Source organism: Rheinheimera hassiensis (genome assembly GCF_022436675.1).
Classification (GTDB): Bacteria; Pseudomonadota; Gammaproteobacteria; order Enterobacterales; family Alteromonadaceae; genus Alishewanella; species Alishewanella hassiensis.
Genome location: NZ_JAKUJZ010000007.1, coordinates 364,308 through 389,025 on the forward strand (window position 1 = coordinate 364,308; position 24,718 = coordinate 389,025).

Annotated in this window: 18 protein-coding genes, 1 pseudogene and 1 riboswitch; of the genes and pseudogenes, 12 read left to right on the forward strand and 7 right to left on the reverse strand. The window is 50.2% G+C overall.

Translation table 11 applies throughout. The features are described 5' to 3' along the window. Nucleotides 1-47 precede the first annotated feature (47 nt). Nucleotides 48-1,262, forward strand: a complete 1,215-nt coding sequence (locus tag MJX74_RS17075) for a class I SAM-dependent rRNA methyltransferase (RefSeq protein ID WP_240224236.1) — start codon at nucleotides 48-50, stop codon at nucleotides 1,260-1,262. A gap of 70 nt (nucleotides 1,263-1,332) precedes the next feature. Further along, on the forward strand, nucleotides 1,333-1,902 hold the full coding sequence (locus MJX74_RS17080) for a YceI family protein (RefSeq protein WP_240224237.1): 570 nt from the start codon (nucleotides 1,333-1,335) through the stop codon (nucleotides 1,900-1,902). Nucleotides 1,903-1,969: 67 nt separating this feature from the next. Here the strand turns inward: MJX74_RS17080 and MJX74_RS17085 are convergent, their stop codons facing one another. The 4 genes from MJX74_RS17085 to MJX74_RS17100 all read right to left on the reverse strand — a co-directional run bounded on the left by MJX74_RS17085 (nucleotide 1,970) and on the right by MJX74_RS17100 (nucleotide 7,804). Then, entirely contained in the window at nucleotides 1,970-2,269 is a 300-nt protein-coding gene (locus tag MJX74_RS17085; protein WP_068238154.1) for a PilZ domain-containing protein, read from the reverse strand. Between the two features lie 81 nt (nucleotides 2,270-2,350). Further along, complete coding sequence (gene hrpA / locus MJX74_RS17090; protein ID WP_240224238.1) at nucleotides 2,351-6,238, reverse strand: ATP-dependent RNA helicase HrpA; 3,888 nt, start codon at nucleotides 6,236-6,238, stop codon at nucleotides 2,351-2,353. Between the two features lie 68 nt (nucleotides 6,239-6,306). Continuing rightward, entirely contained in the window at nucleotides 6,307-6,726 is a 420-nt protein-coding gene (locus MJX74_RS17095; protein ID WP_068238149.1) for a CBS domain-containing protein, read from the reverse strand. Nucleotides 6,727-6,802: 76 nt separating this feature from the next. Continuing rightward, on the reverse strand, nucleotides 6,803-7,804 hold the full coding sequence (locus tag MJX74_RS17100) for an isoaspartyl peptidase/L-asparaginase family protein (RefSeq protein WP_240224239.1): 1,002 nt from the start codon (nucleotides 7,802-7,804) through the stop codon (nucleotides 6,803-6,805). Nucleotides 7,805-8,056: 252 nt separating this feature from the next. On the opposite strand from MJX74_RS17100, the gene MJX74_RS17105 reads away from it, so the two are divergent. Beyond that, nucleotides 8,057-9,160 carry a tetratricopeptide repeat protein gene (locus MJX74_RS17105; protein WP_240224240.1) on the forward strand — a complete coding sequence of 368 codons (1,104 nt, stop codon included), beginning with the start codon at nucleotides 8,057-8,059 and terminating at the stop codon, nucleotides 9,158-9,160. A gap of 7 nt (nucleotides 9,161-9,167) precedes the next feature. Here MJX74_RS17105 and MJX74_RS17110 read toward each other — a convergent pair whose 3' ends face one another. Genes MJX74_RS17110 through MJX74_RS17120 form a run of 3 tightly spaced genes read right to left on the reverse strand, consistent with a single transcriptional unit; the run spans nucleotide 9,168 to nucleotide 13,608 of the window. Further along, nucleotides 9,168-10,187: a malonyl CoA-ACP transacylase gene (locus tag MJX74_RS17110; protein WP_240224241.1), complete on the reverse strand. Its 1,020-nt coding sequence runs from the start codon at nucleotides 10,185-10,187 to the stop codon at nucleotides 9,168-9,170. After that, entirely contained in the window at nucleotides 10,187-12,394 is a 2,208-nt protein-coding gene (locus tag MJX74_RS17115; RefSeq protein WP_240224242.1) for a thiamine pyrophosphate-dependent enzyme, read from the reverse strand. The genes MJX74_RS17110 and MJX74_RS17115 overlap by 1 nt, the downstream gene beginning before the upstream one ends. A 35-nt stretch (nucleotides 12,395-12,429) precedes the next feature. Next, nucleotides 12,430-13,608, reverse strand: coding sequence for an acyl-CoA dehydrogenase (locus MJX74_RS17120; RefSeq protein WP_240224243.1), 1,179 nt, complete (start codon nucleotides 13,606-13,608; stop codon nucleotides 12,430-12,432). Between the two features lie 109 nt (nucleotides 13,609-13,717). Between MJX74_RS17120 and MJX74_RS17125 the strand changes: the two genes are divergently transcribed. The 9 genes and pseudogenes from MJX74_RS17125 to thiH all read left to right on the forward strand — a co-directional run bounded on the left by MJX74_RS17125 (nucleotide 13,718) and on the right by thiH (nucleotide 24,639). After that, nucleotides 13,718-14,551: a LysR family transcriptional regulator gene (locus MJX74_RS17125; RefSeq protein WP_240224244.1), complete on the forward strand. Its 834-nt coding sequence runs from the start codon at nucleotides 13,718-13,720 to the stop codon at nucleotides 14,549-14,551. Nucleotides 14,552-14,651: 100 nt separating this feature from the next. Then, a complete protein-coding gene (locus MJX74_RS17130) occupies nucleotides 14,652-17,162 on the forward strand; it encodes an EAL domain-containing protein (protein ID WP_240224245.1) in 2,511 nt (836 codons plus the stop codon). 96 nt (nucleotides 17,163-17,258) lie between these two features. Further along, entirely contained in the window at nucleotides 17,259-17,432 is a 174-nt protein-coding gene (locus MJX74_RS17135) for a hypothetical protein (protein ID WP_240224246.1), read from the forward strand. A 72-nt stretch (nucleotides 17,433-17,504) separates the two neighbouring features. Further along, nucleotides 17,505-18,938 carry an exodeoxyribonuclease I gene (gene sbcB / locus MJX74_RS17140; protein ID WP_240224247.1) on the forward strand — a complete coding sequence of 478 codons (1,434 nt, stop codon included), beginning with the start codon at nucleotides 17,505-17,507 and terminating at the stop codon, nucleotides 18,936-18,938. Between the two features lie 168 nt (nucleotides 18,939-19,106). Continuing rightward, a riboswitch (TPP riboswitch) is annotated at nucleotides 19,107-19,217 on the forward strand. A gap of 97 nt (nucleotides 19,218-19,314) precedes the next feature. Then, nucleotides 19,315-21,066 (forward strand): annotated as a pseudogene (gene thiC, locus MJX74_RS17145) (phosphomethylpyrimidine synthase ThiC); the annotation flags it as partial. A 16-nt stretch (nucleotides 21,067-21,082) separates the two neighbouring features. Continuing rightward, nucleotides 21,083-22,576, forward strand: a complete 1,494-nt coding sequence (thiE, locus tag MJX74_RS17150; RefSeq protein ID WP_240224248.1) for a thiamine phosphate synthase — start codon at nucleotides 21,083-21,085, stop codon at nucleotides 22,574-22,576. Continuing rightward, a complete protein-coding gene (thiS, locus tag MJX74_RS17155; RefSeq protein ID WP_240224249.1) occupies nucleotides 22,560-22,760 on the forward strand; it encodes a sulfur carrier protein ThiS in 201 nt (66 codons plus the stop codon). The genes thiE and thiS overlap by 17 nt, the downstream gene beginning before the upstream one ends. Before the next feature lie 2 nt (nucleotides 22,761-22,762). Then, the gene (locus MJX74_RS17160; RefSeq protein WP_240224250.1) at nucleotides 22,763-23,530 is read left to right on the forward strand and encodes a thiazole synthase; all 768 of its coding nucleotides are present in this window, start codon (nucleotides 22,763-22,765) and stop codon (nucleotides 23,528-23,530) included. Next, nucleotides 23,527-24,639 (forward strand): 2-iminoacetate synthase ThiH, encoded by a 1,113-nt coding sequence (thiH, locus tag MJX74_RS17165; RefSeq protein WP_240224251.1) that lies wholly within the window; start codon nucleotides 23,527-23,529, stop codon nucleotides 24,637-24,639. The genes MJX74_RS17160 and thiH overlap by 4 nt, the downstream gene beginning before the upstream one ends. The last annotated feature ends 79 nt before the right edge of the window (nucleotides 24,640-24,718 follow it).

Here is a 24,718-nt window from a genome sequence, read left to right on the forward strand (position 1 = left end):
GCTTCTCTACAATGCGGCCTTTAGTCTAGCACAGTGTGTAAACGCCCATGAATAAGCCATCAGTCTCATCTGTATTACCCCGACTAACCCTGCAGGAAACCCGGGAGAAGTCATTAAAACGGCTGCATCCGTGGATATTCTCCAAAGCAGTGAAAAGTGTCAGTGGCAACCCTGCCAATGGCCAGACGGTTGAGGTAGTCAGCAGCAAAGGTGAATGGCTGGGTTATGGCGCTTACTCTGCCGAGTCGCAGATCCGGGCGCGGATTTGGAGCTTTAACGCGCAAGAGCAAATCGACGCGGCGTTTTTTCAGCGCCGTATTGCCCGCGCCTGGCAGTTACGCACAGAGCTGTTTGATCTTAGCCACACCACAGGTTTAAGGGTGGTAGCGGCAGAATCTGACGGTTTACCCGGTGTTACCATCGATAAATACGACACCATACTGGTGTGCCAGCTGTTATCTGCCGGTGCCGATGTCTGGCGTGATGCCATAGTGCAGGCTCTGATAGCGTTGTTTCCAAAGCACAGTATTTATGAGCGCTCTGATGTTGATGTGCGCAAAAAAGAAGGCTTAAAACCGGTTACCGGCTGGCTGCATTTGCCGCGTGATAACGGTGAAGTCGTGATTAAAGAACACGGTATGTCGTTGCTGGTTGATGTAATGCAGGGCCATAAAACCGGCTTTTATCTGGATCAGCGTGCCAGCCGGGCCGCTGCCAAACGTTATGCCAAAGATAAAACTGTGCTGAATTGCTTTAGCTATACCGGTACTTTTGGCGTAGCAGCACTGCAAGGTGGTGCGCTGGCGGTAACCAATGCCGATTTATCTGATCTGGCGCTTAGCACTGCCCTGAAAAATGCTGAACTTAATCAGCTTAATTTGTCAAAAATTGATAACGTTAAATTTGACGTATTTAAACTGTTGCGCCAGTACCGCGAGCAAGGTAAGCAGTTTGATATGGTGATCCTGGACCCGCCAAAATTTGCTGAAAGCAAAGCGCAGCTGATGGGAGCGTGCCGCGGTTATAAAGATATCAATATGGTTGCGATGCAAATTGTAAAACCCGGTGGCCTATTGCTGACGTTCTCTTGCTCTGGCCTGATGGAAGACAGCCTGTTTCAGAAAATTGTTGCCGATGCGGCACTGGATGCCAAGCGCGACTGCCTGTTTATTGAAAAGCTGAGCCAGGATAGTGATCACCCTATCGCCAGTTTCTACCCGGAAGGCAGTTACCTGAAAGGCTTAGTGTGTAAAATCTATTAAAACCATAAGCTTGGTATCAGCCAGCCCTTAAGGTATGCTGATACCACTTTGTTATCACCGGAGAAACAGCATGAAAGTATTAGCACTTGCCTTAGCACTGAGTAGCAGCCTGGTTTCTGCAGCGAACTGGCAGTTGGATAATAGCCAGTCAGCTTTGCATTTTGTCTCAGTAAAAAATGATGTGGTCGCTGAAACGCATCAGTTTAAGCAGCTAACCGGCAACTGGGATGGCAGCAAGGTTAGCATCAGTATTCCTGTGAGCAGCCTGGATACACTGATCCCTATTCGTAACGAACGCATATGGCAGTATGTACTGCAGGCGGAGCAATTTGCGGCCATTACGGTATCCGCAGAGCTTAAACAAGATGCGGTAGCAAAACTGGCGATCAGCGACAGCATGCTGCTGGAGCTGCCACTGAACGTTACCATCGCCACAGAAACGGTGGCGCTAAATGCCAAACTGCGTATTACCAAACTCAGTTCTAGTACACTGCAAGCGGTAACAGAAGCGCCACTGATGCTAAATACCAGCAGCTTTAAACTCACTGACGGTGTAGCAAAATTGCAGGAGCTGGCAGGACTTAAGAGTATTGACGCCCTGGTACCGGTTAGTTTTACTGTGCGCTTTAACCAACAGTAAAAGCTTAATTTGGCTAAGCCCTAATGCAAAAAAAAGCAGCTTTGGCTGCTTTTTTTATTGGCTAAGTTTAATTTAGCTCCATAAAAGCTAAACCCAACTGATAAATATCTTCACTTTCCTGGCTGCAGCGCATCACTTTTGCACTTGCATCCAGTGGCGGTATGCTGGCATTAGCAGAATCAAGCCGCACCCGGATCAAGGTGCCCATCTCCAGCGGTTCATCCACTTCAATTGACATACCTGATGCACTTAAATCACGGCAAATGCCATCTATCACCCGCCCGGTTTCAGGATCATTAATCATCAGTTTTACGTCAGCATTGACCATCATCCTGAAATAATGCCGGTTGTCGCCTTTTGTCAGCATAATACCTCCCTTAACTACGTCAGGGTTAGTTATAGAACTTTCCATCGCTGGTGTAAAGTAGGCGTTAACATATCGTCGCTATTACACCTTCGCTTCATTCACTGCATGCAGCACTCTTTTCACCGACACCGGGTACGGCGTGCCCAACTGCTGTGCATGTAAAGACACTTTGAGCTCTTGCAACATCCAGTAAATTGCCTGCACCGGCTCAGGTAATATCTTGCTACCGGCAAATTTACCTAACAGGTTATTGTAGCTGTCAAAAGCTTTTTGATACTCGTGCATCAATAGGCGGTCACGCTGCGGATCAACCGGCAGTTTTTCCAGCCGTTTTTGCATTGCCTGCAAATAACGCAATATATCGTCTAACCGCGCGGCGCCATGGCCACTGACAAAGCCTTTAAAAATCAGCTCGTTCAGCTGCTGCTTAATATCGCCTTGTGATTGCACATGGGCTAAATCAACTTTGCCTTTTAAGCGCTTTTGGATGTCATGGCACAGAGTTAATATTTGCTCCACTTTCAGCGCTATCGCCACTACATTGTCACCCAGCTCTGCGCGCACTTTCTCTCTGAGCTGAGTAAAATCTTGTTCATTCTGCGGCAGCTCACCCGTGGCTATTAATGCATCAACGCCGGCAGCGATACAATCATCTATCAGCTCCAACACCCGCCCAAAGGGGTTAAAGTACAAACCCAGCTTGGCTTTGTTTGGTAACGATTCCTGCAGATATTTTACCGGTGACGGAATATTCAGCAGCAATAAGCGCCGCAGCCCCTGCTTTGTTGTTTCCAGAGCTTGTTGCGGGTTATCCAGCAGCTTTATTGCCACAGAGTCACGCTCGTCCACTAAGGCCGGGAAAGCTTTAATTTCATAGCCGGCCTGCAGTTTCACGTATTCGCGCGGCAGCTGGCCAAAGCTCCATTGTGTCAGCTTATCCTGTTCTATGCCCTGCTCGGCAACCTGGCTTAAGCTTTGCTGCACTTCGCCCTGCAAGCCTTGTTTTAGTAAAGCCAGCGAGCGGCCCTGGCGCAAAGTGGTGCCTTTGTCATCTACCACTTTAAAATTCATTTTTAAATGCAGCGCCAGGCTGGTTAAATCCCAGGCATCTTCCGGAATGGTTACGCCGGACATCCGCTTTAACCGCTGCGTAATGACATCAAGCAATTTGCCTTCATCAGGGTTCAGCGTTTGCATTAATGCATCGGCATAATTGGGTGCTGGCACAAAATTACGCCGGTATTGCTTGGGCAGCGATTTAATTAATGCCACCAGTAATTCGTGACGCAGCGCGGGGATCAGCCAGTCAAAGCCGTTATCATCCAATTGGTTTAACAGCGCCAGCGGAATAATCACGCTGACACCATCGTCCGGCTCGCCGGGCGCAAAATGGTATTCCAGCGGCAGGGTTAAATTGCCCTGACGCCAGGTTTCGGGGAATTTATCGGCGGTAATATCACTGGCATCGCGGTTAAGCAGGCTGTCGGGATCAAAGTTAAGAAAAGAGCCATCTTCGCTGCGCTTTTTCTTCCACCATTTGGCAAAATCAATGCGGTTATTCGTCCACTGTGGCACGCGCTGAAGATAAAACGCCGCCAGGGTGTCTTCATCAACCAGAATATCGCGCCGGCGTGATTTCTCCTCCAACGCGGTCACATCATCAATTAAGCGCTGGTTATGCTGTAAAAAGCTATCGTTAGTGCCCAGCTCCTGATTCACCAGGGCTTCGCGCACAAACAGCGTATGACACACTGCCGGGTCGATTTTGCTGTACAGCACCGCGCGTTTAGGCACAATAACCAAACCGTACAAACTGACTTGCTCATACGCAATTACCGCACCGCGCTTTTTCTCCCAGTGCGGCTCGCTGTAACTGCGCGTTACCAAATGTTCTGCCAGCGGCTCTATCCACTCCGGTTCAATTTTGGCCAGCGTACGGGCATACAACTTGCTGGTTTCTACCCACTCCGCTGCCGCTACCCATTTGGGTTTACGTTTAAATAAATGGCTGCCCGGAAACACATAAAACCGCGTTTGGCGCGGGCCTAAGTAATCGGCTTCTGAGTCTTTAAAACCGACCTGACCCAGCAAACCACTTAGCACCGCCTGGTGAATGGCCTGATAACCGGCCGTTTGCTGGTTTTGCTGATAGCCCTGCTCCTGCATAAGCTGGGTAAGCTGGCCGGTAAGGTCTTGCCATTCACGCACACGCAGGTAATTTAAAAACTCCTGGCGGCACAGGCGGCGAAACTGATTGTTGCTTAACTGCTCTTGTTGCTCCTGCAGGTATTGCCACAGCTTAAGCCAGGCTGCAAAGTCTGAGTCCGGGTCGGCAAAACGGGCATGACACTGGTCGGCTTTTTGCTGTTTATCCAGCGGCCGCTCTCGCGGATCCTGAATAGACAGTGCTGCGGCAAGCACCAACAGCTCTGCCAAAGCGCCGTTGTCAGCGCCAAACAGTACCATGCGCGCCAGCCGCGGATCTATTGGTAAGCGCGACAGCTTTTTACCCAGCTCCGTTAGCTGCAGGCCCTGCTTATTACGATTTAACGGAATAGCACCCAGCTCTTCCAGCAGCTTTACACCATCGTTAACAAAGCGGCTGTCCGGCTTTTGTAGAAACGGGAAGGCTTCAATATCGCCAAGGCCCAGCGCCAGCATTTGCATAATAACGGACGCTAAGTTAGTGCGCAGTATTTCCGGGTCGGTAAATTCCGGCCGGCCGTTAAAATCGTCCTCGCTGTACAGCCGGATACAAATACCGGCCGCCACCCGGCCACAACGGCCCTTACGCTGGTTGGCACTGGCCTGGCTGATGGCTTCTATCGGCAATTGTTGTACTTTTGAGCGATAGCTGTAGCGCGATAAGCGCGCGGTACCGGGATCTATCACATAGCGAATGCCGGGCACTGTCAGCGAGGTTTCGGCTACGTTGGTAGCAAGCACGATGCGCCGGCCGGCGTGGCTTTGGAAGATACGGTTTTGCTCGGCCGCACTTAATCTGGCATACAGCGGCAATACTTCAGTATGCGGCAGTTTTAACTTTTCCAACGCATCAGCGGTGTCACGGATTTCACGCTCGCCGTTTAAGAAAATCAGAATATCGCCCGGCGGCTCGCGGTATAGCTCGTCGACAGCATCAAAAATACCCTGCAGCTGGTCGGCGTCTTTGTCGTCCTGCTCGCTTACCGGCCGGTAACGCGTATCTACCGGAAAGGTACGGCCGGACACTTCAATTACCGGTGCATTAAAAAAGTGCTTTGAAAAGCGCTGTGGATCGATAGTGGCCGAGGTAATAATCAGCTTTAAGTCCGGCCGTTTCGGCAGCAGCTGTTTTAGATAACCCAGCAAAAAGTCGATATTCAAACTGCGCTCGTGCGCTTCGTCAATAATTAAGGTGTCGTACTGGTTTAAAAACCGGTCTTGCTGAATTTCGGCCAGCAAAATACCGTCGGTCATCAATTTGACGAAAGTATTGTCGCTGGTGTGATCGCCAAAGCGGATTTTATAGCCTACCTGGTTACCCACCTGACACTGCAACTCTTCAGCGATACGATCACAGACACTGCGCGCGGCTAGACGCCGTGGCTGGGTGTGGCCTATCATGCCGGCTACACCGCGGCCTAACTCGAGGCAGATTTTCGGAATTTGCGTAGTTTTGCCCGAGCCGGTTTCGCCAGCAATAATCACCACCTGATTAGCGGCAATAGCGGCTTTAATGTCGTCTTTTTTTTCCGATACCGGCAGTTGTGGCGGATAGCTTACCTTGGGCAAAGCGGCCAGCCTGGCCGTGCGCTGCATTTGCGAGCGGGCAATATCAGCAGCAATACGCGTTAGTTGTGTGCTTTTTGCGTCATCTGCCAGATTTTTGCAGTTATGTAACCGGCGGCGCAGGCGAAACTGGTCTTTTAACAGACAATCAGAAATGCGGGAAATAAGTTCAGATACAGAGATAACAGCTTCAGACAAAACAACGCCCTCGTTAACAGAGGGCGCCATGCTACCAAGAGCAGCAGGTAAAAATCCAGCGCTTAACGCTATCCTACCTTGCCATAATGCGAATGCAGCTCTTTATCTATCGCTCCGAGTACATCTGAGCGGGTAATAATGCCAAGTAAATAGCCATCATCGTCTACCACCGGGTACAACTTAGGTTTAGCTTTCAGCATAATTTGCGCTAAATCGATAATGCCATCATAGCCTTTTACCGTTAACACCGCCGGGTTCATCACGTCAGCTACTCTTGACGCCTGCTGATCATGATAAGTCGACATCAGCATACGTTGCAGACAATCCTGCTCGGAGATAAAGCCGACTATTTTGCGCTGTTCATCAATAACAGGCCCACCGGTTTGCCGTCCTTTAATCAAGCGTGCTACTGCCATTTCTACCGGCATATCAGCAGTAAAAGTAACCGGATAGCGGTTCATATAATCTGCCACTTTTAATAAATCCATGCTTCCCCCCTGCACTGTATTACTGAGCATCAGGCTCTTATTAAGGTTAGCCGAGTTTAGCCGCTTTGCTGCATAATCAGCTTTTGGCAGCAAAGATTTCGCTGATAACCTGCCCGCCTTCAGCTTTAAGTGCCCGGTACATGCCTTCGGTGTTAAATGTCCAGCTTAACTGCCCTTTGCTATCGACCACGATAACTCCGCCATCACCGCCCACTTTCTTCAATTCGGCCATTACTTCTTTTGCTGCCACAGCAGCAGTTTTTCGCTGATATTTCACTCTGGCACAAATATCACTGGCAACCTGATAACGGATAAAAAACTCGCCATGGCCGGTAGCCGATACCGCACAGCTTTTATTGTCGGCAAAGTTACCGGCACCAATAACGGGCGCATCACCAATACGGCCATAGCGTTTGGCAGTCATACCGCCGGTTGAGGTGGCTGCCGCTAAATTGCCTTTGCGATCTATTGCAACAGCTCCTACGGTGCCCATTTTCCAGGCCGGATCATAAGGTACTGCCGCCTGATGCGGTTGCGGCGCTATAGCCTGTTTTGCCCGTTGTAACGCCTCGTAGCGAAACTCTGTATTAAAATAGCTATTATCTACCAGTTCCAGCTTCTGCTGTTTGGCAAATTGCTCTGCGCCCTTACCGGAAAGCATAACGTGGTCTGATTTTTCCATTACAGCCCGTGCCAGCAATATCGGGTTTTTTACATTAGTGACACTGGCAACCGCTCCAGCGCTGCGATCACGGCCATCCATAATAGAGGCATCTAACTCATGGCTTTCATCAAAGGTGTACACCGCACCTTTGCCGGCATTAAACAGTGGCGAATCTTCCAATACCGTTACGGCTGCCGTTACCGCATCTAAACTGCTGCCGCCACGCTCCAGCACAGCATAACCCTGGTTTACCGCATGGGTTAACATGGCATGATAGGCTTGCTCCTGTGCTGGCGTCATAGTGTCGCGATTTATGGTACCGGCGCCACCGTGGATCACTATGCCTATCGGCGCTTTTGATGCCAGGGCACTGGCAGAACTTAGCATGAGTATAAAAAGTAGTAGTTGTTTCATTGTTCTAACTCCCCACACAGTGTGTTATCGCACCTTTGTACTGTATATCCTACGGCGGAGCAACTTTATGTAAAGCTTTCATGCCTGTTGCCATTGTGCTTTGTTACAAAGCCACTGCGGTATTTTTACCGGCCTGAACTATATTTATCACGATACAATCTGGCTGGGTGGTTTATGAAGTTACCGGTGTGGATATACCCAATCGCAATAATAATAGTACTGTTAAGTGGCTGTCAGTCCACTGCGCCTGTTATGTTATTTCCACCAGAGCAACTGCTGGTGGCACCAGCACTAAAAGGTGAAGTGACTGAGCCTGAAACAGCAGAGCAAATTTTTGCGTTACCGCAACACACCCGCTTTGAGCTGTTACGGCTGATTAGCTCTACTGATTCAATTGAAGAGCGCACCACCAGTGTACTGAAGCTAATTTTGTCTTACGCTCAGGATGGCTTACTTTATGACAACGCCGCCACCAAAACGGCCAGTGAAACGGTCGCGGCCGGCCGTGCTAACTGCCTGAGTTTGTCGATACTGGCCTACAGTATGGCAAAAGAGCTCGGCATGACGGCAGTGTTTCAGGATGTGCAGATCCCCGAATACTGGACCAGTGAGCTCAGCCAAACCTGGCTTAATGGCCATGTTAACCTGCGCCTGCAACACGGCAGAGCCCTGAGGGGAGCACCGGGCTTTGTGTTATTGGCAAAAGATATAGTAGTTGATTTTGATCCGTACAGCCTGAAGCAACAATTTCCGGAACATGCTATTAGTGTAAATCGCATTGTTGCTATGTTTTATAACAATAAAGCGGCTGTGGCTTTTGCCAGTGGTAATGATGCCCAAGCCTATCGTTACTATCAGGCGGCTATTGAAACGGATGCTTATTATGCACCAAGCTGGTCAAACCTTGGCATATTGTACCGCACCAACCAAATGCACAATTTGGCCGAGCGCAGTTACCAACAAAGCTTAACGCTGGATCCAAGCTCCACCAATACACTGGCAAATCTGGCTTATTTGCACCGCCAGCGCGGTGAAATAGCCAAAGCTGAGCCGCTGGAAAAACGTGTTATGGCTAGACGGCGCACTAATCCATACTACCATCTGATGTTGGGAAACGAAGCGTATAGAGGCCAAAGTTACGACACTGCCATTAGCCACTATGAAAAAGCCGTGGCGCTGGATGACAAGAACCATGAAGCCTACTTTGGTTTGGCCAGAAGTTACTACCGCATACAAAACAACCAGCAGGCAGCCAGTTATATGCTAAAAGCAACACACAATGCCCCTTCGGCTTATGATCAGCAGCGCTACCGGCATAAACTGGCGGTATTAAATCAGCTTAGCAATACTTATTAGCAAAAAACTAGCCAAGCAATAAGCGCTGTTCGGCTATACCCATGCTTAACACGTAAGGGTGTTCGCTTTGCTGAGCGGCTATAAAATCCTGCTTTGAGCTAAGCCCCTGCCAGTTAATCTCAATCAGGCTTTGCGCAACGGCCCCACCTAAGCTGGCGCCGGGGCCCAATAGAATAATATGCTGTGGCGCAAACTCTTTCACTGCCACCTGCAGCGCCTTACTAAAATCGTAGGTCTGACACACCTGATGTTGCAGCGTATAACGCTGCAGTGCGGCTAAATCGCTACCGAAATTAGGCCATATCTGGCCGCGGCCATCGATTAACGGTAAATGCGGCTGATTAAACCTCGCTGCTGGCCACAGCGACAGCGCTTTTTCCGATGCTCCCTGCATAAAGGCGGTATGAAAAGCGGCATGGCCTGCCAATAACATTGGAAAACGCTCATCACAAGGCGGTAGTGCCGCCATTGCAGCTTTTACTGCCTGTTCACTGCCAGCTATTACCGCATAACCGCCATACACAATTGACATAAACAACTCACTGCTGTGAATAGCCAGTTGCTGCTGCACTAACGCAATGCGGTTTATATCTGGTTGCCAGTTGTCATCAATAACCGGGTAAATAAATTGCGCACCGGCACCATCTGCTGTTAATTGCGCCATATCGGTTACCAGTTGCATACCGCTTGCAGGAGTCAGTACACCGGCGCAGCCAAGCGCCGTATACCAGCCCATAGAATTACCGGTAACAGCCACCACCTCAAACTGCTCTGAGTTAATGCTACGATAATCCGCCACTCCGGCGGCAAAAATCAGCGCAGCAGCGTTTTCGGCTTTTAAATGCGTGCTGCGGCTAAATACCGCCTGTTGATCCAATTCGCTTACGCTCGCTAGACCGGCAGCAGAGCGCACCGCATCAACCTGCGCCAGCAACGCCTGATCAGTAGAGTTATTGCTGATATAGCCCAACTCTGCTTTGTTGTAAGTACCGCGTCCCGGGCATACCACTAAGGCTGTTTTTTTCATCACACTACCTCCGCCGTGGTTTCACCCAGTAACTGAAATGCCTGGTCAATAATTTGCTGCACCGATGGCAACACCGCATAAGCTGCCGCCCCCAATGGGATAAAGCTGTCTTGTGCACACAAGCGGCTAAGATGAAAATAACCCGGTTTGGCTTCATGCAGCGCAGTAAACAGCTCTTCACTAAGTGAACCCCGACGGCGGCACTCATCTACAATCAGCACTTTGCTGCAACCTGCTAATGCTTTGATAATTAAATCTATATGCAGTGGCACCAGGGTGCGCAGATCCAGTACGCGTAACCGTATACCACGGTCATTTAATGCCAGCTCTGCCTGGCGGCTTAAATAATAGCCATTACCATAGCTGATAATAGCCAGCTGCTCGCCATCACCAAATACTGCCGGTTCGCCCAAGTCGGGTAAAGGCGTATCCGGCGCCGGATAATCACTAAGCCATAAGCCATCACCGGCGGTGATTAAATCACGCGTCATATACAGCGCTATGGGCTCAAGCAATATTACCAGGCGCTTTTGCTGATGCGCCAGCTGCACCGCCTGACGAAGCAACAAGGCAGCATCTTGGCCATTAGACGGACACAATAAAATAACGCCGGGAATATCGCGAAATACAGCAAAGGAGTTGTCGTTATGAAAATGGCCGCCAAAACCGCGCTGATAAGCCAGGCCGGCAATACGTATTACCATTGCATTGTGGTACTGGCCGTTAGAGAAAAACGGCAAGGTGGCGGCTTCGCCGCGGATTTGATCTTCCGCGTTGTGTACATAAGCCAGAAATTGAATTTCCGGAATAGCGATAAAGCCCTGTTGCGCCAGGCCAATGGCCATACCCAAAATACTTTGCTCATCCAGCAACGTATTAATGACGCGGTTACTGCCAAAGGCATGCACCAAATGCTGGGTTACGCCGTAAACTCCACCCTTTTTACCGACATCTTCGCCAAATACCACGGTATTAGTATACTGCGCCAGCACATCATGCAGCGCCCAGTTTAATAACTTGGCCAGATGTTGCTTTTTACCGGTGTTATGTTGGTCGAAAGCAAATAATTGCTGTCGCGCTTCAGCAACTGGTAGTGCAGGTACAGGCAGGGCCTGCCGCACTGGCGCAATGGATGCCATCACCTGTGTTGCAGTTGTCAGTTTAGGCCGGCTGCTGGCAACTGTAGCAACGCGGGCAATTTGCGCAACCAGCCTGTCCAGCTGTATCAATAATTGCTCTGCAGTAATATCCCCGCTGGCCAGCAGCGCGGCTGTGCTGCTAAGCAAAGGATCAAGCTCCAGCTCTGCATCAATTTGTGCTTTGCTTCTGTATGCCGCTTCTGCATCGGCACCGGCATGGCCAAACAGCCGCACGGTGGATAAGTGCAGCACTGCCGGTTTACGTTTACTGCGTACATAGTCGGCTGCACGTTTAGCTATGGCGTAAGTTTGGGCTAAATCGCGGCTATCGGCGGCAAAATACTTCAGTGCCGGTCTGTCGGCTAAATCCTGCTCTATCCAACCGCTGGGTGTCGGCGTAGAAATACCCAGGCCGTTATCTTCACACAAAAACAGCACCGGCAACGGCACTTGCTGATAAGCAGCCCAGCAGGCTGAATTAATTGCCCCCTGCGCCGTAGAATGGTTTGCCGAGGCATCCCCGAAACTGCACAGCGCTATAGCACCCTGTGGCCACTGGCCGTTTAATCCCAACCGCCGGGTTAAGTCTATTGCAAAAGCAGCACCTACAGCTTTAGGCAATTGTGACGCTATGGTACTGGTTTGCGGGGGAATGTTCAGTGCCAGGCTGCCCAGTACCTTATGCCGGCCGCCTGAGATCGGGTCTTCACTGCTGGCGCAAAATGACAGCAGCATATCGTATAGCGGCGTACTGCCCGGTAATTGCTTACTACGTTCGATAAAAAAGGCACCGCTGCGGTAGTGCAAAAACGCCGGATCGGTAACACGTAACGCTGCAGCAACCGCTGCGTTACCCTCGTGGCCGGCACTGCCAATGGTATAAAAACTCTGGCCTTTGGCTTGCAACAAGCGTGATTGTAAGTCCAGCAACCGGCTGCACAGCTGGCTGTGCCATAGCTGATACAGGGTAGAAAATTCAATACTGTGGCGGCTGCTGTGTACAGGCAATTTGCCGCTACTTAATCTTTGACGGTATTCATTAACCCAGGGATGCACGGCTTCTGACATAAGGCTTACTCCGCTTCAGTAAAATGTCAGGCTTGTTAGCCGCTAAATGCCTGTAAGCCGGTTTGCGCGCGGCCTAAAATCAGTGCATGCACATCGTGGGTGCCTTCGTAGGTATTTACCGCCTCCAGGTTCATCACATGGCGAATTACATGGTACTCATCGGCAATACCGTTGCCACCGTGCATGTCGCGCGCCATGCGGGCTATGTCCAGCGCCTTGCCGCAGGAGTTACGTTTAATCAGCGAGATTGTCTCCGGCGCCAGTAAATTCTGATCCATCAGGCGCCCGGCTTGTAAGCAGGCCAGTAAGCCAATGCTGATTTCAGTTTGCATATCAGCCAGTTTTTTCTGAATAAGCTGATTGGCTGCCAGCGGCCGGCCAAACTGATGACGGTCCAGCGTATACTGCCTTGCCGCATGCCAGCAAAACTCTGCGGCGCCCAATGCCCCCCAGGCAATACCATAACGGGCTTTGTTTAAGCAGCCAAAGGGCCCTTTTAAACCGCTGACATCAGGCAGCAGCGCATCTTCAGGCACCTCAACGTTATCCATCACAATTTCGCCGGTAACAGAGGCACGCAGTGAGAACTTGCCTTCAATTTTCGGCGCGGTTAAACCTTTCATGCCCTTTTCCAGCACAAAGCCACGAATATCACCATCCAGTTTGGCCCACACCACAAACACATCAGCAATCGGCGAATTAGTGATCCACATCTTGCTGCCGTTTAATACATAACCGCCGGCGGTCTTTTTCGCGGTAGTACGCATGCCGGCCGGGTCGGAACCTGCATCCGGCTCAGTTAAACCAAAGCAGCCTACCCATTCGCCGCTGGCCAGCTTGGGCAAATATTTCATCCGCTGCGCTTCTGTGCCGTACTCGTGGATGGGGTGCATTACCAGAGAAGATTGCACACTCATCGCACTGCGATAACCACTGTCTACCCGCTCTACTTCACGCGCCACCAGGCCATAACAGACATAATTGACGGCAGAGCAGCCGTATTTTTCCGGTAAGGTGGCGCCAAGTAAGCCCAGTTCACCCAGTTCGGTCATAATTTCACGGTGAAAATGCTCTTCCCGGTTGGCTATCAGCACGCGTGGCTGCAATCTGTCCTGACAATACTGCTGCGCACTGTCGCGGATCATCCGTTCTTCTTCGGTTAGCATGGCAGAGAGCGCAAACGGGTCCTGCCAGTCAAAATGTGCACGTGTCATAGCAAATTCCTCAATAAAACCAGCGAAATAATTTTTGTTATGGCCAGATTAGCCTGCTTTGATATAGAGTTAAAATATAATAATTCTGTATCAGGTATAGTTTAAAACTATGGATATTCGCCAGCTCAGTTACTTTGTTGCCGTGTACGAACAAGGAAGTGTCAGCGCCGCAGCCCGCCTGTGCTGCGTGGCACAGCCCTCGCTTTCTGCCGCGCTGCGTCAACTGGAACAAGAGCTGGGGGTTACACTGTTTGTCCGGTTACCTAAAGGGGTAACACCAACCGAAGATGGTGAAAAACTGTATGGCCATGCCGGACGCCTGCTAAGTCAGCTGCAGTCGCTTAAAGCGTCATTCAGCCAACCGGTGGCACGGGTAAAATTCCGCCTTGGTTTAATTCGTGCGTTAGGTGTAGAGCGGATGAGCCAGCTATTGCGTGAATTCAGCAACAATGTGCAGGGGCTGGAATTGCATTTGGTAGAGCCTGATGAGCACTGTGATGCCCGCATCATTACCCCACAGCTGTTAAAAGCCGGTGAAGCATTTCAGCCGTTCTGGCATGACAGCTATTTATTGGCGATGCCGCCCGGTACACCGCTTAGCTTACAGGCTGAAGTGCATTTGGCTGATTTTGAACAACTGCCGCTGATAAAACGCACCCCGTGCGATGCCTGGAACACGCTGTATCCCGAGCTGGTGCGCCGCGGCATAAAAGCCGATGTGCGTGCGGATATTCAAACCATTGAGTATGCACTGGGCCTGGTTTCAGCCGGTGTCGGCTGTGCTTTAGTACCAAACTTTGACACCTTGCTACAACGCCAGGATATAGTGCTGCGCCCTATCGCCCAACTTAAACTGGAACGACAACTGGGGCTGGCCTACGGAAAAAATCAGACGTCTGCGTCACTGGCCGTGTTACGCCAGCTGTGCCAACCTGTACCTTAACCAGAAATTTTAAAATCACCGGCTTGATCTGACGCAATACTGCTTAGCGGCAATCACGATAAAGTACCGGCTTTGTCCGCCATACTTTGCAGGTTGCTCTATGTCTGTTGTGTCACACGCCAAAGATCAGGATAACGATCCGATAATTGCTTCTGTCCTGCTTAAAAAGCCCGTTTGCTGTAACAATACGCAAACTGTGCGCGAAGCAGCCAAGCTGATGCGCCAGCATGCTATCAGCTGTATTTTGATCACCGCTGCGCACAACGGCAAAGTGTGTGGTATCTGGACAGCAGCCGATGCCCGGAAACTGGATTTCAGCCGCCCGGAAGCAGCCGATACGCCACTGACACAAGTGATGAGCTCGCCAGTGCGCAGTGTTACCGATAGCAGCAGGCTTAGCAGCGCTGCCAGCACTATGCTGCAGCATGGCATCCGCCGCTTATTGGTGGTGAATAAACACGGCGACGCGGTTGGCCTGCTAACACAAAGCGATATTGTCCGGCAGCAAAAAATTGAATTTTATCTGCAATTTCGTGATGTCAGCTCCTGTATTACTGCAGCGCCCTTGCATTTAAATGCAGCTATGCCGCTGGCCCAAGCAGTAAAGCAAATGCAACAGCTTAATACCGAAGCCGCTATTGTACAGTTTAACGATGGCCGCAACGGCATTGTTACTGAACAGGATCTGATCCATTTTCTGGCGCAGCATAGCAACTGCCTGACAGTCGGAGAGCTGGCAACAACACCGTTGCTGAGCATAGCCTCTACGGCCACACTATTGCAGGCCGTAAAACTGCTGACAGACAATCAACTGCGGCATATTGCAGTGCACAACGATAACCTGCTGATTGGCTTATTATCTTTTAACGACATTTTGCGTAACGTTGAATACGCCTATGTTGACCAGCTCAGAACCGCGCTGCTGGCGCGCGATGTGGCGCTGCGCACCTCTGCCGATTATTTGCGGCTGGCGCATAAGGTTATTGATGCCTCGTTAGATGGCATAATGATCACTGACAAAGACGGTATTATTCAGTCAGTAAATCCCAGTTTTTGTCATATCACCGGCTATAGCATGCAGGATGTTATTGGCAACAGCCCGCGCTTATTAAGCTCTGGCAGGCACCAGCCTGACTTTTATCGCAGTATGTGGCAGGTGTTATTACAACAAGGGCGCTGGCAAGGCGAGATCTGGAACAAACGCAAAAACGGTGAGCAATATCCGCAGTGGCTTACCATTACCGCTATTCGTAATGAAGAGCAGCAAATAAGCCAGTTTGCCGCTATTTTCAGCGATATTACCGAGCGCAAACAGCAAGAGCAGAAAATCCACCAGCTGGCTTATATTGATGAGTTAACCGGCCTGGCTAACCGGCGCATGTTTCTTGACCGGCTGCAGCTCAGTTTAGCTAACGCGCACCGGCATAAGCATAAACTCGCGGTACTGTTTTTGGATCTGGATTTATTTAAACGTATTAATGACACGCTGGGCCATCAGGCGGGTGATCAGGCATTAAAAGAAGTGGCCAGCCGGATCAGCGCTACCGTGCGCGAAGGCGAATCGGTTGCCAGGCTTGGCGGCGACGAATTTACGGTCTTGCTACCCGAGGTAACAGATGGTTCAACAGTCGAGTACCTGGCAAAACGCATGATCTCCCAAATAGAAAAACCGGTGCGTTTACTTGGCCAGGAGTTTTTTCTTACCACCAGCATCGGCATTGCAGTGTATCCACAAGATGGCAGCACGGCAGAACAACTGGTAAAACATGCCGACGTAGCTATGTATCAGGCCAAAAGTGGTGGCCGTAACCAGTATTGTTTTTATCAGGCCAGCGCCGGGCAGCAAAATGCCGATGAATTAAAGCTGGAACAAGCACTGCGCGAGGCCCTGCGGTTGCAGCAACTGGATGTGCATTATCAGCCCAAATTTGAACTGGCAACCAAACAGCTAGTGGGGTTTGAAGCCTTAGTTCGCTGGCAACACAGTGAGCTTGGCACGGTATCGCCGGTGTTGTTTATCCCGCTGGCAGAAAAACTTGGCTTAATTGCCGCGTTGGGCGAGCAGGTATTGCAACGGGTATGCCTGCAACTGCAACAATGGCAACAGCTGGCTATTCCTGTATCAGTGAATATCTCAGCCCTGCAACTGGCAGATGCTGAGTTTGTTACCAGGCTGCGCCGGATAGTGCAACTGGCAGATATAGCACCACAGCTGATTGAACTTGAACTGACCGAAAGTTGCCTGATCCCGGAGCAGGCAGAGCAAACGCTGTATCAACTGATCCAACTTAAAGCCCTGGGGTTTAAATTATCTATCGACGACTTTGGCACCGGCTATTCCTCACTGTCATACCTGCGCCGTCTGCCAATAGATACGTTAAAAATTGATCAGAGCTTCGTGCAGGATTTGCCAGACAATATCAGCGCCTGCCAAATTGTCAGCGCCATTATTGCTATGGGTAAAGCCTTAGGGCTCGATGTAATTGCCGAAGGCATTGAACATCAGCAACAGCTGGATTTTCTGCTGCACGCAGGCTGTGATAAAGGCCAGGGTTATCTGGTGTCACCACCGAGGCCGGCACAGGATTTTACCCAGGCGTTATCTGGCTGAAAACGATTAAGCTGGTAGCCTCAGCGTAAACCAGCGTTGCATAGCTGAGGCTGTTGCCTATACTTAATTAACTTTTAGCTAAGGTAAAATAACCGTATGACGCTTTCTGCCGAGACTAAATCTCAGAACCGCCCACCAGTTGATCAGCCCAAACGACACAAGCCCTTATCGCACCGGGATGCAGAAGCAGCCTGCCCTGATGACGGCTCTGTTTGTGGTGAAGAAGATCCGGGTTCTGCACTGGAAAGTTTAATGGATGATGATAAGTAACGCGATAAGCCTGCTCTGATGTTATGATCGGTTTTTTTGTTGCCATCCCAAGCCAATTTAAAGTATTGAATTATGTCCGAACCCTTGTCTTTTTATTTCCACGACTACGAAACCTGGGGGGCTGATCCCAAGCGCGACCGCCCTGCTCAGTTTGCCGGTATTCGCACTGATCTTGAGCTGAATATTATTGGTGAGCCCGATGTCTGGTATTGCCAACTGGCAAACGATTACCTGCCACACCCGCAAGCGGCATTAATCACCGGCCTGACGCCGCAACTGTGTAACAAAAAAGGCTTGGCCGAAACTGAGTTTATGCAGCGTATTTTGCAACGTTTCAGCACACCCAATACCTGTGTGCTGGGCTATAACAACCTGCGCTTTGACGACGAAGTAACCCGATACAGCCTGTACCGCAATTTCTATGAGCCCTATGGCCGCGAATGGCAAAACGGCAACAGCCGCTGGGACCTTATTGACATGGTACGCGCTTGCTACGCCTTACGCCCGGAAGGTATAAACTGGCCTGTACGCGAGGATGGCAGCCCAAGCTTTAAGCTGGAAGAGTTAACGCGGGCTAATGGCTTAGCTCATGAAAATGCTCACGATGCGTTATCCGATGTGTACGCTACCATTGCTATGGCAAAACTGATAAAAGAAAAACAGCCCAAGCTGTTTGGTTATTTATTTGAGCTGCGCAAAAAAGCCAAATTGGCCGAATTAATTGATGTCGCAGGCATGACGCCACTGGTGCATGTGTCGTCTAAGTTTCCCGCCACTCAGGGTTGTGTCAGTTGGATAGTGCCGCTGGCGTTTCATCCGACCAATAAAAATGCTGTGATTTGCTATAACCTGCAGGCTGATCCAACACCGTTACTTGAAGACGATATTGCCACCTTACAGCAAAAGCTGTACACCAAAACGGCAGATCTGGCTGACGGCGAACAGCGGCTGGGTTTAAAGCTTATTCATCTGAATAAATGCCCTGTGTTAGCACCGGCCAAAACGCTGAGCGAAGAGCGCGCAGCCGCATTTGACATCGACCGTGCAGAGTGTCTTAAACATTTAGACTTTTTGCGCCAACATCGTGCCACGCAAGCTAAAGCGATAGAGCTGTATCAGCAGTTAAATGAGTTTCCGGCAGAAACCAACCCAGATTATCAGTTATATAGCGGCTTTATAAGTGATGGCGATAAGCAAAAAATGCAGCAACTGCATCAGTTACCACCGGAGCAGTTGGCCGTTAACGCCCCGGTATTTTCCGATGAGCGCCTAAACAACCTGCTATTTTTATACCGCGCACGTAATTATCCGGCCAGCCTGACCGACAGCGAACAACAGAAGTGGCAGCGCTACCGCACCGATAAGCTAATGCATGGCGTGGATAACCCTAACCTGACAATGGAAGATTTTAGTCTGGTGCTAGAAAATCTGGCGCATGAGCATGCCAGTGATGAGCAGAAGATGAAAATTCTAAAGTCGCTGTATTTGTATGTTCAGAGTTTATAACACTGCTTTTTTGCTGCGCAAAGCGAAGCCGCTAACCCCGTTTGCGCAGTCACAGAGTGTCTGAGCGAGCATCGTGAGCGAGTTGCTGTGGCGAGCACAACGGGTGTTAACGGCTCAAGCTTTTACACATCACTATTGAATTTCGTTAGCAATAAGTGAATACTTAGCACCATCTTGTCGGAGTGCCCAGCTATTTACAGCGGGCTGAGACCGTGAAAACGGGATCCGTTGAACCTGATCAGGCTAATACCTGCGAAGGGAAACAAGGGGAAATACAGCATATAACACAGTAGTAATCCGCCTGGCGGTTTTGCCACCTGTTATCACCTGCCCCCACTCCGGACAAGCAACCTCAACCTGTTAACCGGAGTTTGCTATGTCTGTACCAACATTATCCAACCGTGATTTACGTGCCCATGCGCGCGCCTATATTCAGGCGCTGCAGGGTGAAACTTTCCCGGGTTCCAGCCGCCGTTATCTGTTGTGCGAACAAAGCGGCGTGCAAGTACCGGTGCGGGATATTCATCTTAGCCCCAGCCGCTTAGCCGATGGCAGTGAGCAGCCTAACCGCAGCCTACCGGTGTATGACACCTCCGGCCCTTATGGTGACCCGGCACAGCAGTTAGATGTGCTCAAAGGCCTGCCTAAATTACGCCTTAACTGGATTACCGCACGCGCCGATGTTACGCCCTCGCCGCTACCACCCTTTGCTGATATTACCCTGGATGAGCAGATCACCGAGTTTGAGCATCAGCCACTGCGAGCCAAGGCCGGTAAAACGGTAACCCAATTACACTATGCCCGGGCCGGTATTATTACGCCGGAGATGTATTTTATTGCGCTTAGAGAAAATATGGCGGCTAGTGATGATGGCATCAGAAGCCATCAGGGCGAAAGCTTTGGTGCTGCTATACCCAAACAAATCACCGCAGAGTTTGTGCGACAGGAAGTTGCAGCTGGGCGCGCCATTATTCCGGCCAATATTAATCACCCGGAAGCGGAGCCGATGATTATCGGCCGTAATTTTAAAGTAAAAGTAAATGCCAATATTGGCAACTCTTCGGTCAGCTCCAGTATTGAAGAAGAAGTGGAAAAGCTGGTGTGGGCCACCCGTTGGGGCGCTGATACGGTGATGGATTTATCCACCGGCCGGCGTATTCATCAAACACGGGATTGGATCTTACGTAACAGCCCGGTACCGATTGGTACTGTACCGATTTATCAGGCGCTGGAGAAAGTTAAAGGCGATGTTAGCCAGCTGAACTGGCAGGTATTTTATGACACCCTGGTTGAGCAAGCCGAACAAGGTGTCGATTACTTCACTATTCATGCTGGTGTATTAAAAGACTATGTGGCCTTAACCGCTAACCGCGTGACAGGTATCGTCTCACGTGGCGGCGCTATTATGGCGCAGTGGACCAGGCTATATAACCAGGAAAGCTTTTTATATCAGCATTTTGAACAGATTTGTCAGCTTTGTGCTGCCTACGATATTTCACTCTCCCTGGGTGACGGCTTGCGCCCGGGCAGTATTGCCGACGCCAATGACGAAGCGCAATTTGCCGAGCTGCGTACCTTAGGTGAGCTGACTAAAATTGCCTGGCGCTATGATGTGCAGGTAATGATTGAAGGCCCGGGGCATGTGCCAATGCAGCTGATTCAGGAAAATATGACTGAACAGCTAAAACACTGCCATGAAGCACCATTTTATACGCTGGGGCCCCTCACCACCGATATTGCACCGGGCTATGATCATATTACCTCCGGTATCGGTGCTGCGATGATTGGTTGGTTTGGCTGTGCCATGCTGTGTTATGTCACTCCGAAAGAGCATTTAGGCCTGCCAAATAAAGAAGATGTAAAACAAGGCCTTATTGCATACAACATTGCCGCCCATGCCGCAGATCTGGCCAAGGGCCATCCGGCAGCGCAACAAAGAGACAATGCGTTGTCTAAAGCCCGCTACGAGTTTCGCTGGCAAGATCAGTACAACCTGGCATTGGACCCGTTTACCGCTAAAGCCTACCACGATGAAACGTTAAGCCATGAAGGCGCCGATGCCGAGCCATTTTGTTCCATGTGCGGCCCCAAGTTTTGCTCTATGCGGCTTAATCAGCAAATTCAGCAGCAAGAGGCCGCAACCGATGCTTGAGACACTCCCTAAACCCATCGTCTGGACTATTGCCAGCTCAGACAGTGGTGGCGGCGCCGGTATACAGGCTGATCTGCATACCTTTAGCGCTCTGGGTTGTCATGGCTGCACTGTTATTGCTGCCGTGACAGCACAAAACAGTACTGAAGTCGTCGGCTATGAAACAGTCAGCCCAACGCTGTTTATCACTCAGCTCAATTGTTTGTTGCAGGATATGTCACCCAAAGTGATTAAAATCGGCCTTATTCCTGATGCAGGCTTGTTGGAACAATTAGCAATCTGGCTGGTGCAGTACAAAGCTGAACATCAGTTTCTGGTTATAGCCGATCCGGTGTTAAGTAGCAGTAGCGGTTATAACTTTATCAGCCAAAGCACCGTGAGCATCTGGCGGCAACGACTACTGCCACTAATTGACCTTATCACGCCAAACCTGCCGGAACTGGCATTACTCAGTAACATGCCCCTCGCAGACAGCAATGAACAAGCAAATCGATTGTTGCAGTGGGGTGTAAAAGCCGTATTAGTTAAAGGCGGTCACTCTGCAGATACAGACTCGGTAACCGACCATTACTTCAGCCCGGAACAATACTTTAGCTTGCAACAGCCCCGGCTGAATACACTGCATAACCATGGCACCGGCTGTGTTTTGTCCAGCGCTATCGCTGCGGCATACGCTTTTGGCTATGAACTTGCTGATAGCATCATCGTTGCCCGTGCTTATTTGCAACAGGCTTTGAACCACAGCTACGCCACTGGCAGAGGTGCAGGTTGTCTGCAACATCATAGCTGGCCAACAAAGCGTTGCTATTTCCCGCAGTTAAAACTACCCCAGGATACACAGTATGCTGCGCTGAGCTTTGCCGGCATCAATACACCTATCGGCTTTTATCCGGTGATTAATAGTGTGCAGTGGTTAAAGCGTTTGCTGCCACTTGAACCCGATGTTATTCAGTTACGCCTAAAACAAGGTTCACCGGACGAGATTGAACTGCAGATAGCAGAAGCAGTGTTGCTTAGCCGTGATTATAAACTACGACTATTTATCAATGATCACTGGCAACTGGCCATTAAATATGGCGCTTATGGTGTCCACCTTGGACAGGAAGATTTAGCACTGGCTGATCTTAATGCAATAGCAGCAGCGGGTTTACGTCTTGGTATCTCAACCCATAGCTACGCAGAACTGCTGCGGGCATCTCAATTGCGCCCTTCTTACATTGCGCTGGGGCATATCTTTGCTACACGAACTAAACAGATGCCATCACAGCCGCAAGGTTTAACACGCCTGAAATATTATGCCGCGCTGTGCGACGATATTCCAACTGTCGCTATTGGCGGTATTAATACACAACGACTTGAGGCTGTATTGCAATGCGGTGTCTCCGGTGTTGCCGTTGTGTCTGCTATCACGGCACAAGCTGAAGCGGAGCAGGCATTTTTACTGCTTAAACATCGCGTGGAGCAATATTATGCACATCATGCTTAACAACACACCCCTTCAGCTTGCCACGCATTGCACAGTAGCGGAGCTTTTGCAGCAGCAACAGCTAAAAACTGAAGGCCTGGCAGTGGCAATAAATAATGTCGTCATTGCTAAACAACACTGGAGCAAACATCAGTTGCAAAATAATGCTCAGGTGCAACTGTTTCAGATAGTAACCGGAGGTTGACCATGCTTCACATAGCTAACAAAAGCTTTAGCAGCCGACTACTGTTGGGCAGTGGTAAATTTGCTAACCCCAACCTTATGCAGCAAGCAATACAAGCCAGCGGTTGTCAGTTGGTTACCCTGGCACTTAAGCGCCTGCAGTTGGATCAGCCACGAGATGATTTACTCAGCCCACTGCGTGAAATGAATATTCAACTGCTGCCTAATACCTCAGGTGCAAAAACGGCTAAAGAAGCTATTTTTGCTGCAGAGCTGGCACGTGAAGCACTGCAGACCAACTGGCTGAAACTGGAGATCCACCCTGATCCACGCTATTTAATGCCGGACCCCATCGAAACCTTACTTGCGGCAGAGCAACTGGTTAAATTAGGTTTTGTCGTACTTCCCTACTGCAGTGCAGACCCGGTGCTGTGTAAACGGCTGGAGCAAGCCGGCTGTGCCGCGGTAATGCCGCTGGGTGCAGCTATAGGTTCAAATCAGGGCTTACAAACGCGCGCTATGCTGGAAGTTATTATCGAGCAAGCCACAGTACCGGTTATTATCGACGCCGGGCTTGGCGCCCCATCACATGCTGCCGCTGCAATGGAGCTGGGCGCGTCGGCAGTGCTGGTGAATACCGCTATCGCCACAAGTCAGGATCCAGTTGGTATGGCCTCCGCCTTTGCGCAAGCTGTAAACGCCGGCCGCACCGCTTATAACGCCGGTTTAGCAGCAGCACAGCCGCATGCTGCAGCGTCAAGCCCGCTGACTGATTTTCTGGCGATACTATGAGCTTTAGCGCACATTGGCAGCAACAAAGCTGGCAAGAATTACAGCTGCAAAGCCGCAACTTTTCAACGGCTCAGGTGCAAACGGCGCTACATAAACCACGTTTAACACTCAGTGATTTACAGGCTCTGCTGTCTCCGGCTGCTTTACCTTTATTGCCGGTGCTGGTAGCCAAAGCACAGCAGCTGACCCGACAAAGGTTTGGCCACAGCGTACAATTTTATGCGCCTTTGTATCTATCCAACCTTTGCGCTAACGAATGCACCTACTGCGGCTTTTCGTTAAGCCAAAAAGTAAAACGGCGCACCTTAAACTCTGCCGAGATAGAACAGGAATGCCGGGCCATTAAAGCCTTGGGTATAGATCAGGTGCTGCTGGTAACCGGTGAGCATGAGCGCAAGGTTGGTATCGACTATTTTTGCGATGTGCTGCCAATGATCCGGCATTACTTCAGCAGTGTACAGTTAGAAGTGCAGCCACTAACCACCGCAGAATATGCCAGGCTGAAAAGCCTTGGCGTAGATGCGGTAATGCTGTATCAGGAAACTTATAATGCGGCGGCGTATCAGCAATATCATTTAAAAGGTAAGAAAAGTGATATCCATTGGCGGCTGGATGCACCGGACAGAGTGGGCCTCGCAGGTATCGATAAAATCGGCTTGGGCATTTTGCTCGGTCTTAGCAATTGGCGTACCGATGCCATCTTGCTGGCGAAGCATCTGCAATATTTGCAAAAACAGTACTGGCAATGCCGCTTTAGCTTATCCGTACCCAGAATACGCCCTTGCAGTGGTGGTAACGAGGTAACAAATCCAATCAGCGATAAAGAATTGATCCAGCTGATTTGCGCTTTCCGCTTGTTTGCACCCGAGCTTGAAATCAGCCTGTCTACACGCGAGTCTGCTGAGTTTCGCCAACATGTCGTGCCACTGGCGATCACCAGTGTCAGCGCAGGTTCCAAAACCCAACCGGGGGGTTACAGCGTAGAACCGGAAAACCTTGAGCAATTTAGCATAGACGATAACCGTTCTCCGCAGCAGGTCGCTAAAGCTTTAATTGAACAAGGCCTGCAGCCGGTTTGGAAAGATTGGGACAGTTTTTTAGGCCGGTAAATGCAAAAAGCCCCACGCTTTCGCGTGAGGCTTATTTACTTAATTGGGAGCCTGGCGGTGAACTACTCTCGCATAGCGA

Bases quoted from the DNA above. Each gene is read 5' to 3' on its own strand.
- MJX74_RS17075 (WP_240224236.1), top strand. From the start codon at position 48: ATGAATAAGCCATCAGTCTCATCTGTATTACCCCGACTAACCCTGCAG.
- MJX74_RS17080 (WP_240224237.1), top strand. From the start codon at position 1,333: ATGAAAGTATTAGCACTTGCCTTAGCACTGAGTAGCAGCCTGGTTTCT.
- MJX74_RS17085 (WP_068238154.1), bottom strand. From the start codon at position 2,269: ATGCTGACAAAAGGCGACAACCGGCATTATTTCAGGATGATGGTCAAT.
- MJX74_RS17095 (WP_068238149.1), bottom strand. From the start codon at position 6,726: ATGGATTTATTAAAAGTGGCAGATTATATGAACCGCTATCCGGTTACT.
- MJX74_RS17100 (WP_240224239.1), bottom strand. From the start codon at position 7,804: ATGAAACAACTACTACTTTTTATACTCATGCTAAGTTCTGCCAGTGCC.
- MJX74_RS17105 (WP_240224240.1), top strand. From the start codon at position 8,057: ATGTTATTTCCACCAGAGCAACTGCTGGTGGCACCAGCACTAAAAGGT.
- MJX74_RS17110 (WP_240224241.1), bottom strand. From the start codon at position 10,187: ATGAAAAAAACAGCCTTAGTGGTATGCCCGGGACGCGGTACTTACAAC.
- MJX74_RS17115 (WP_240224242.1), bottom strand. From the start codon at position 12,394: ATGTCAGAAGCCGTGCATCCCTGGGTTAATGAATACCGTCAAAGATTA.
- MJX74_RS17120 (WP_240224243.1), bottom strand. From the start codon at position 13,608: ATGACACGTGCACATTTTGACTGGCAGGACCCGTTTGCGCTCTCTGCC.
- MJX74_RS17125 (WP_240224244.1), top strand. From the start codon at position 13,718: ATGGATATTCGCCAGCTCAGTTACTTTGTTGCCGTGTACGAACAAGGA.
- MJX74_RS17130 (WP_240224245.1), top strand. From the start codon at position 14,652: ATGTCTGTTGTGTCACACGCCAAAGATCAGGATAACGATCCGATAATT.
- MJX74_RS17135 (WP_240224246.1), top strand. From the start codon at position 17,259: ATGACGCTTTCTGCCGAGACTAAATCTCAGAACCGCCCACCAGTTGAT.
- sbcB (WP_240224247.1), top strand. From the start codon at position 17,505: ATGTCCGAACCCTTGTCTTTTTATTTCCACGACTACGAAACCTGGGGG.
- thiE (WP_240224248.1), top strand. From the start codon at position 21,083: ATGCTTGAGACACTCCCTAAACCCATCGTCTGGACTATTGCCAGCTCA.
- thiS (WP_240224249.1), top strand. From the start codon at position 22,560: ATGCACATCATGCTTAACAACACACCCCTTCAGCTTGCCACGCATTGC.
- MJX74_RS17160 (WP_240224250.1), top strand. From the start codon at position 22,763: ATGCTTCACATAGCTAACAAAAGCTTTAGCAGCCGACTACTGTTGGGC.
- thiH (WP_240224251.1), top strand. From the start codon at position 23,527: ATGAGCTTTAGCGCACATTGGCAGCAACAAAGCTGGCAAGAATTACAG.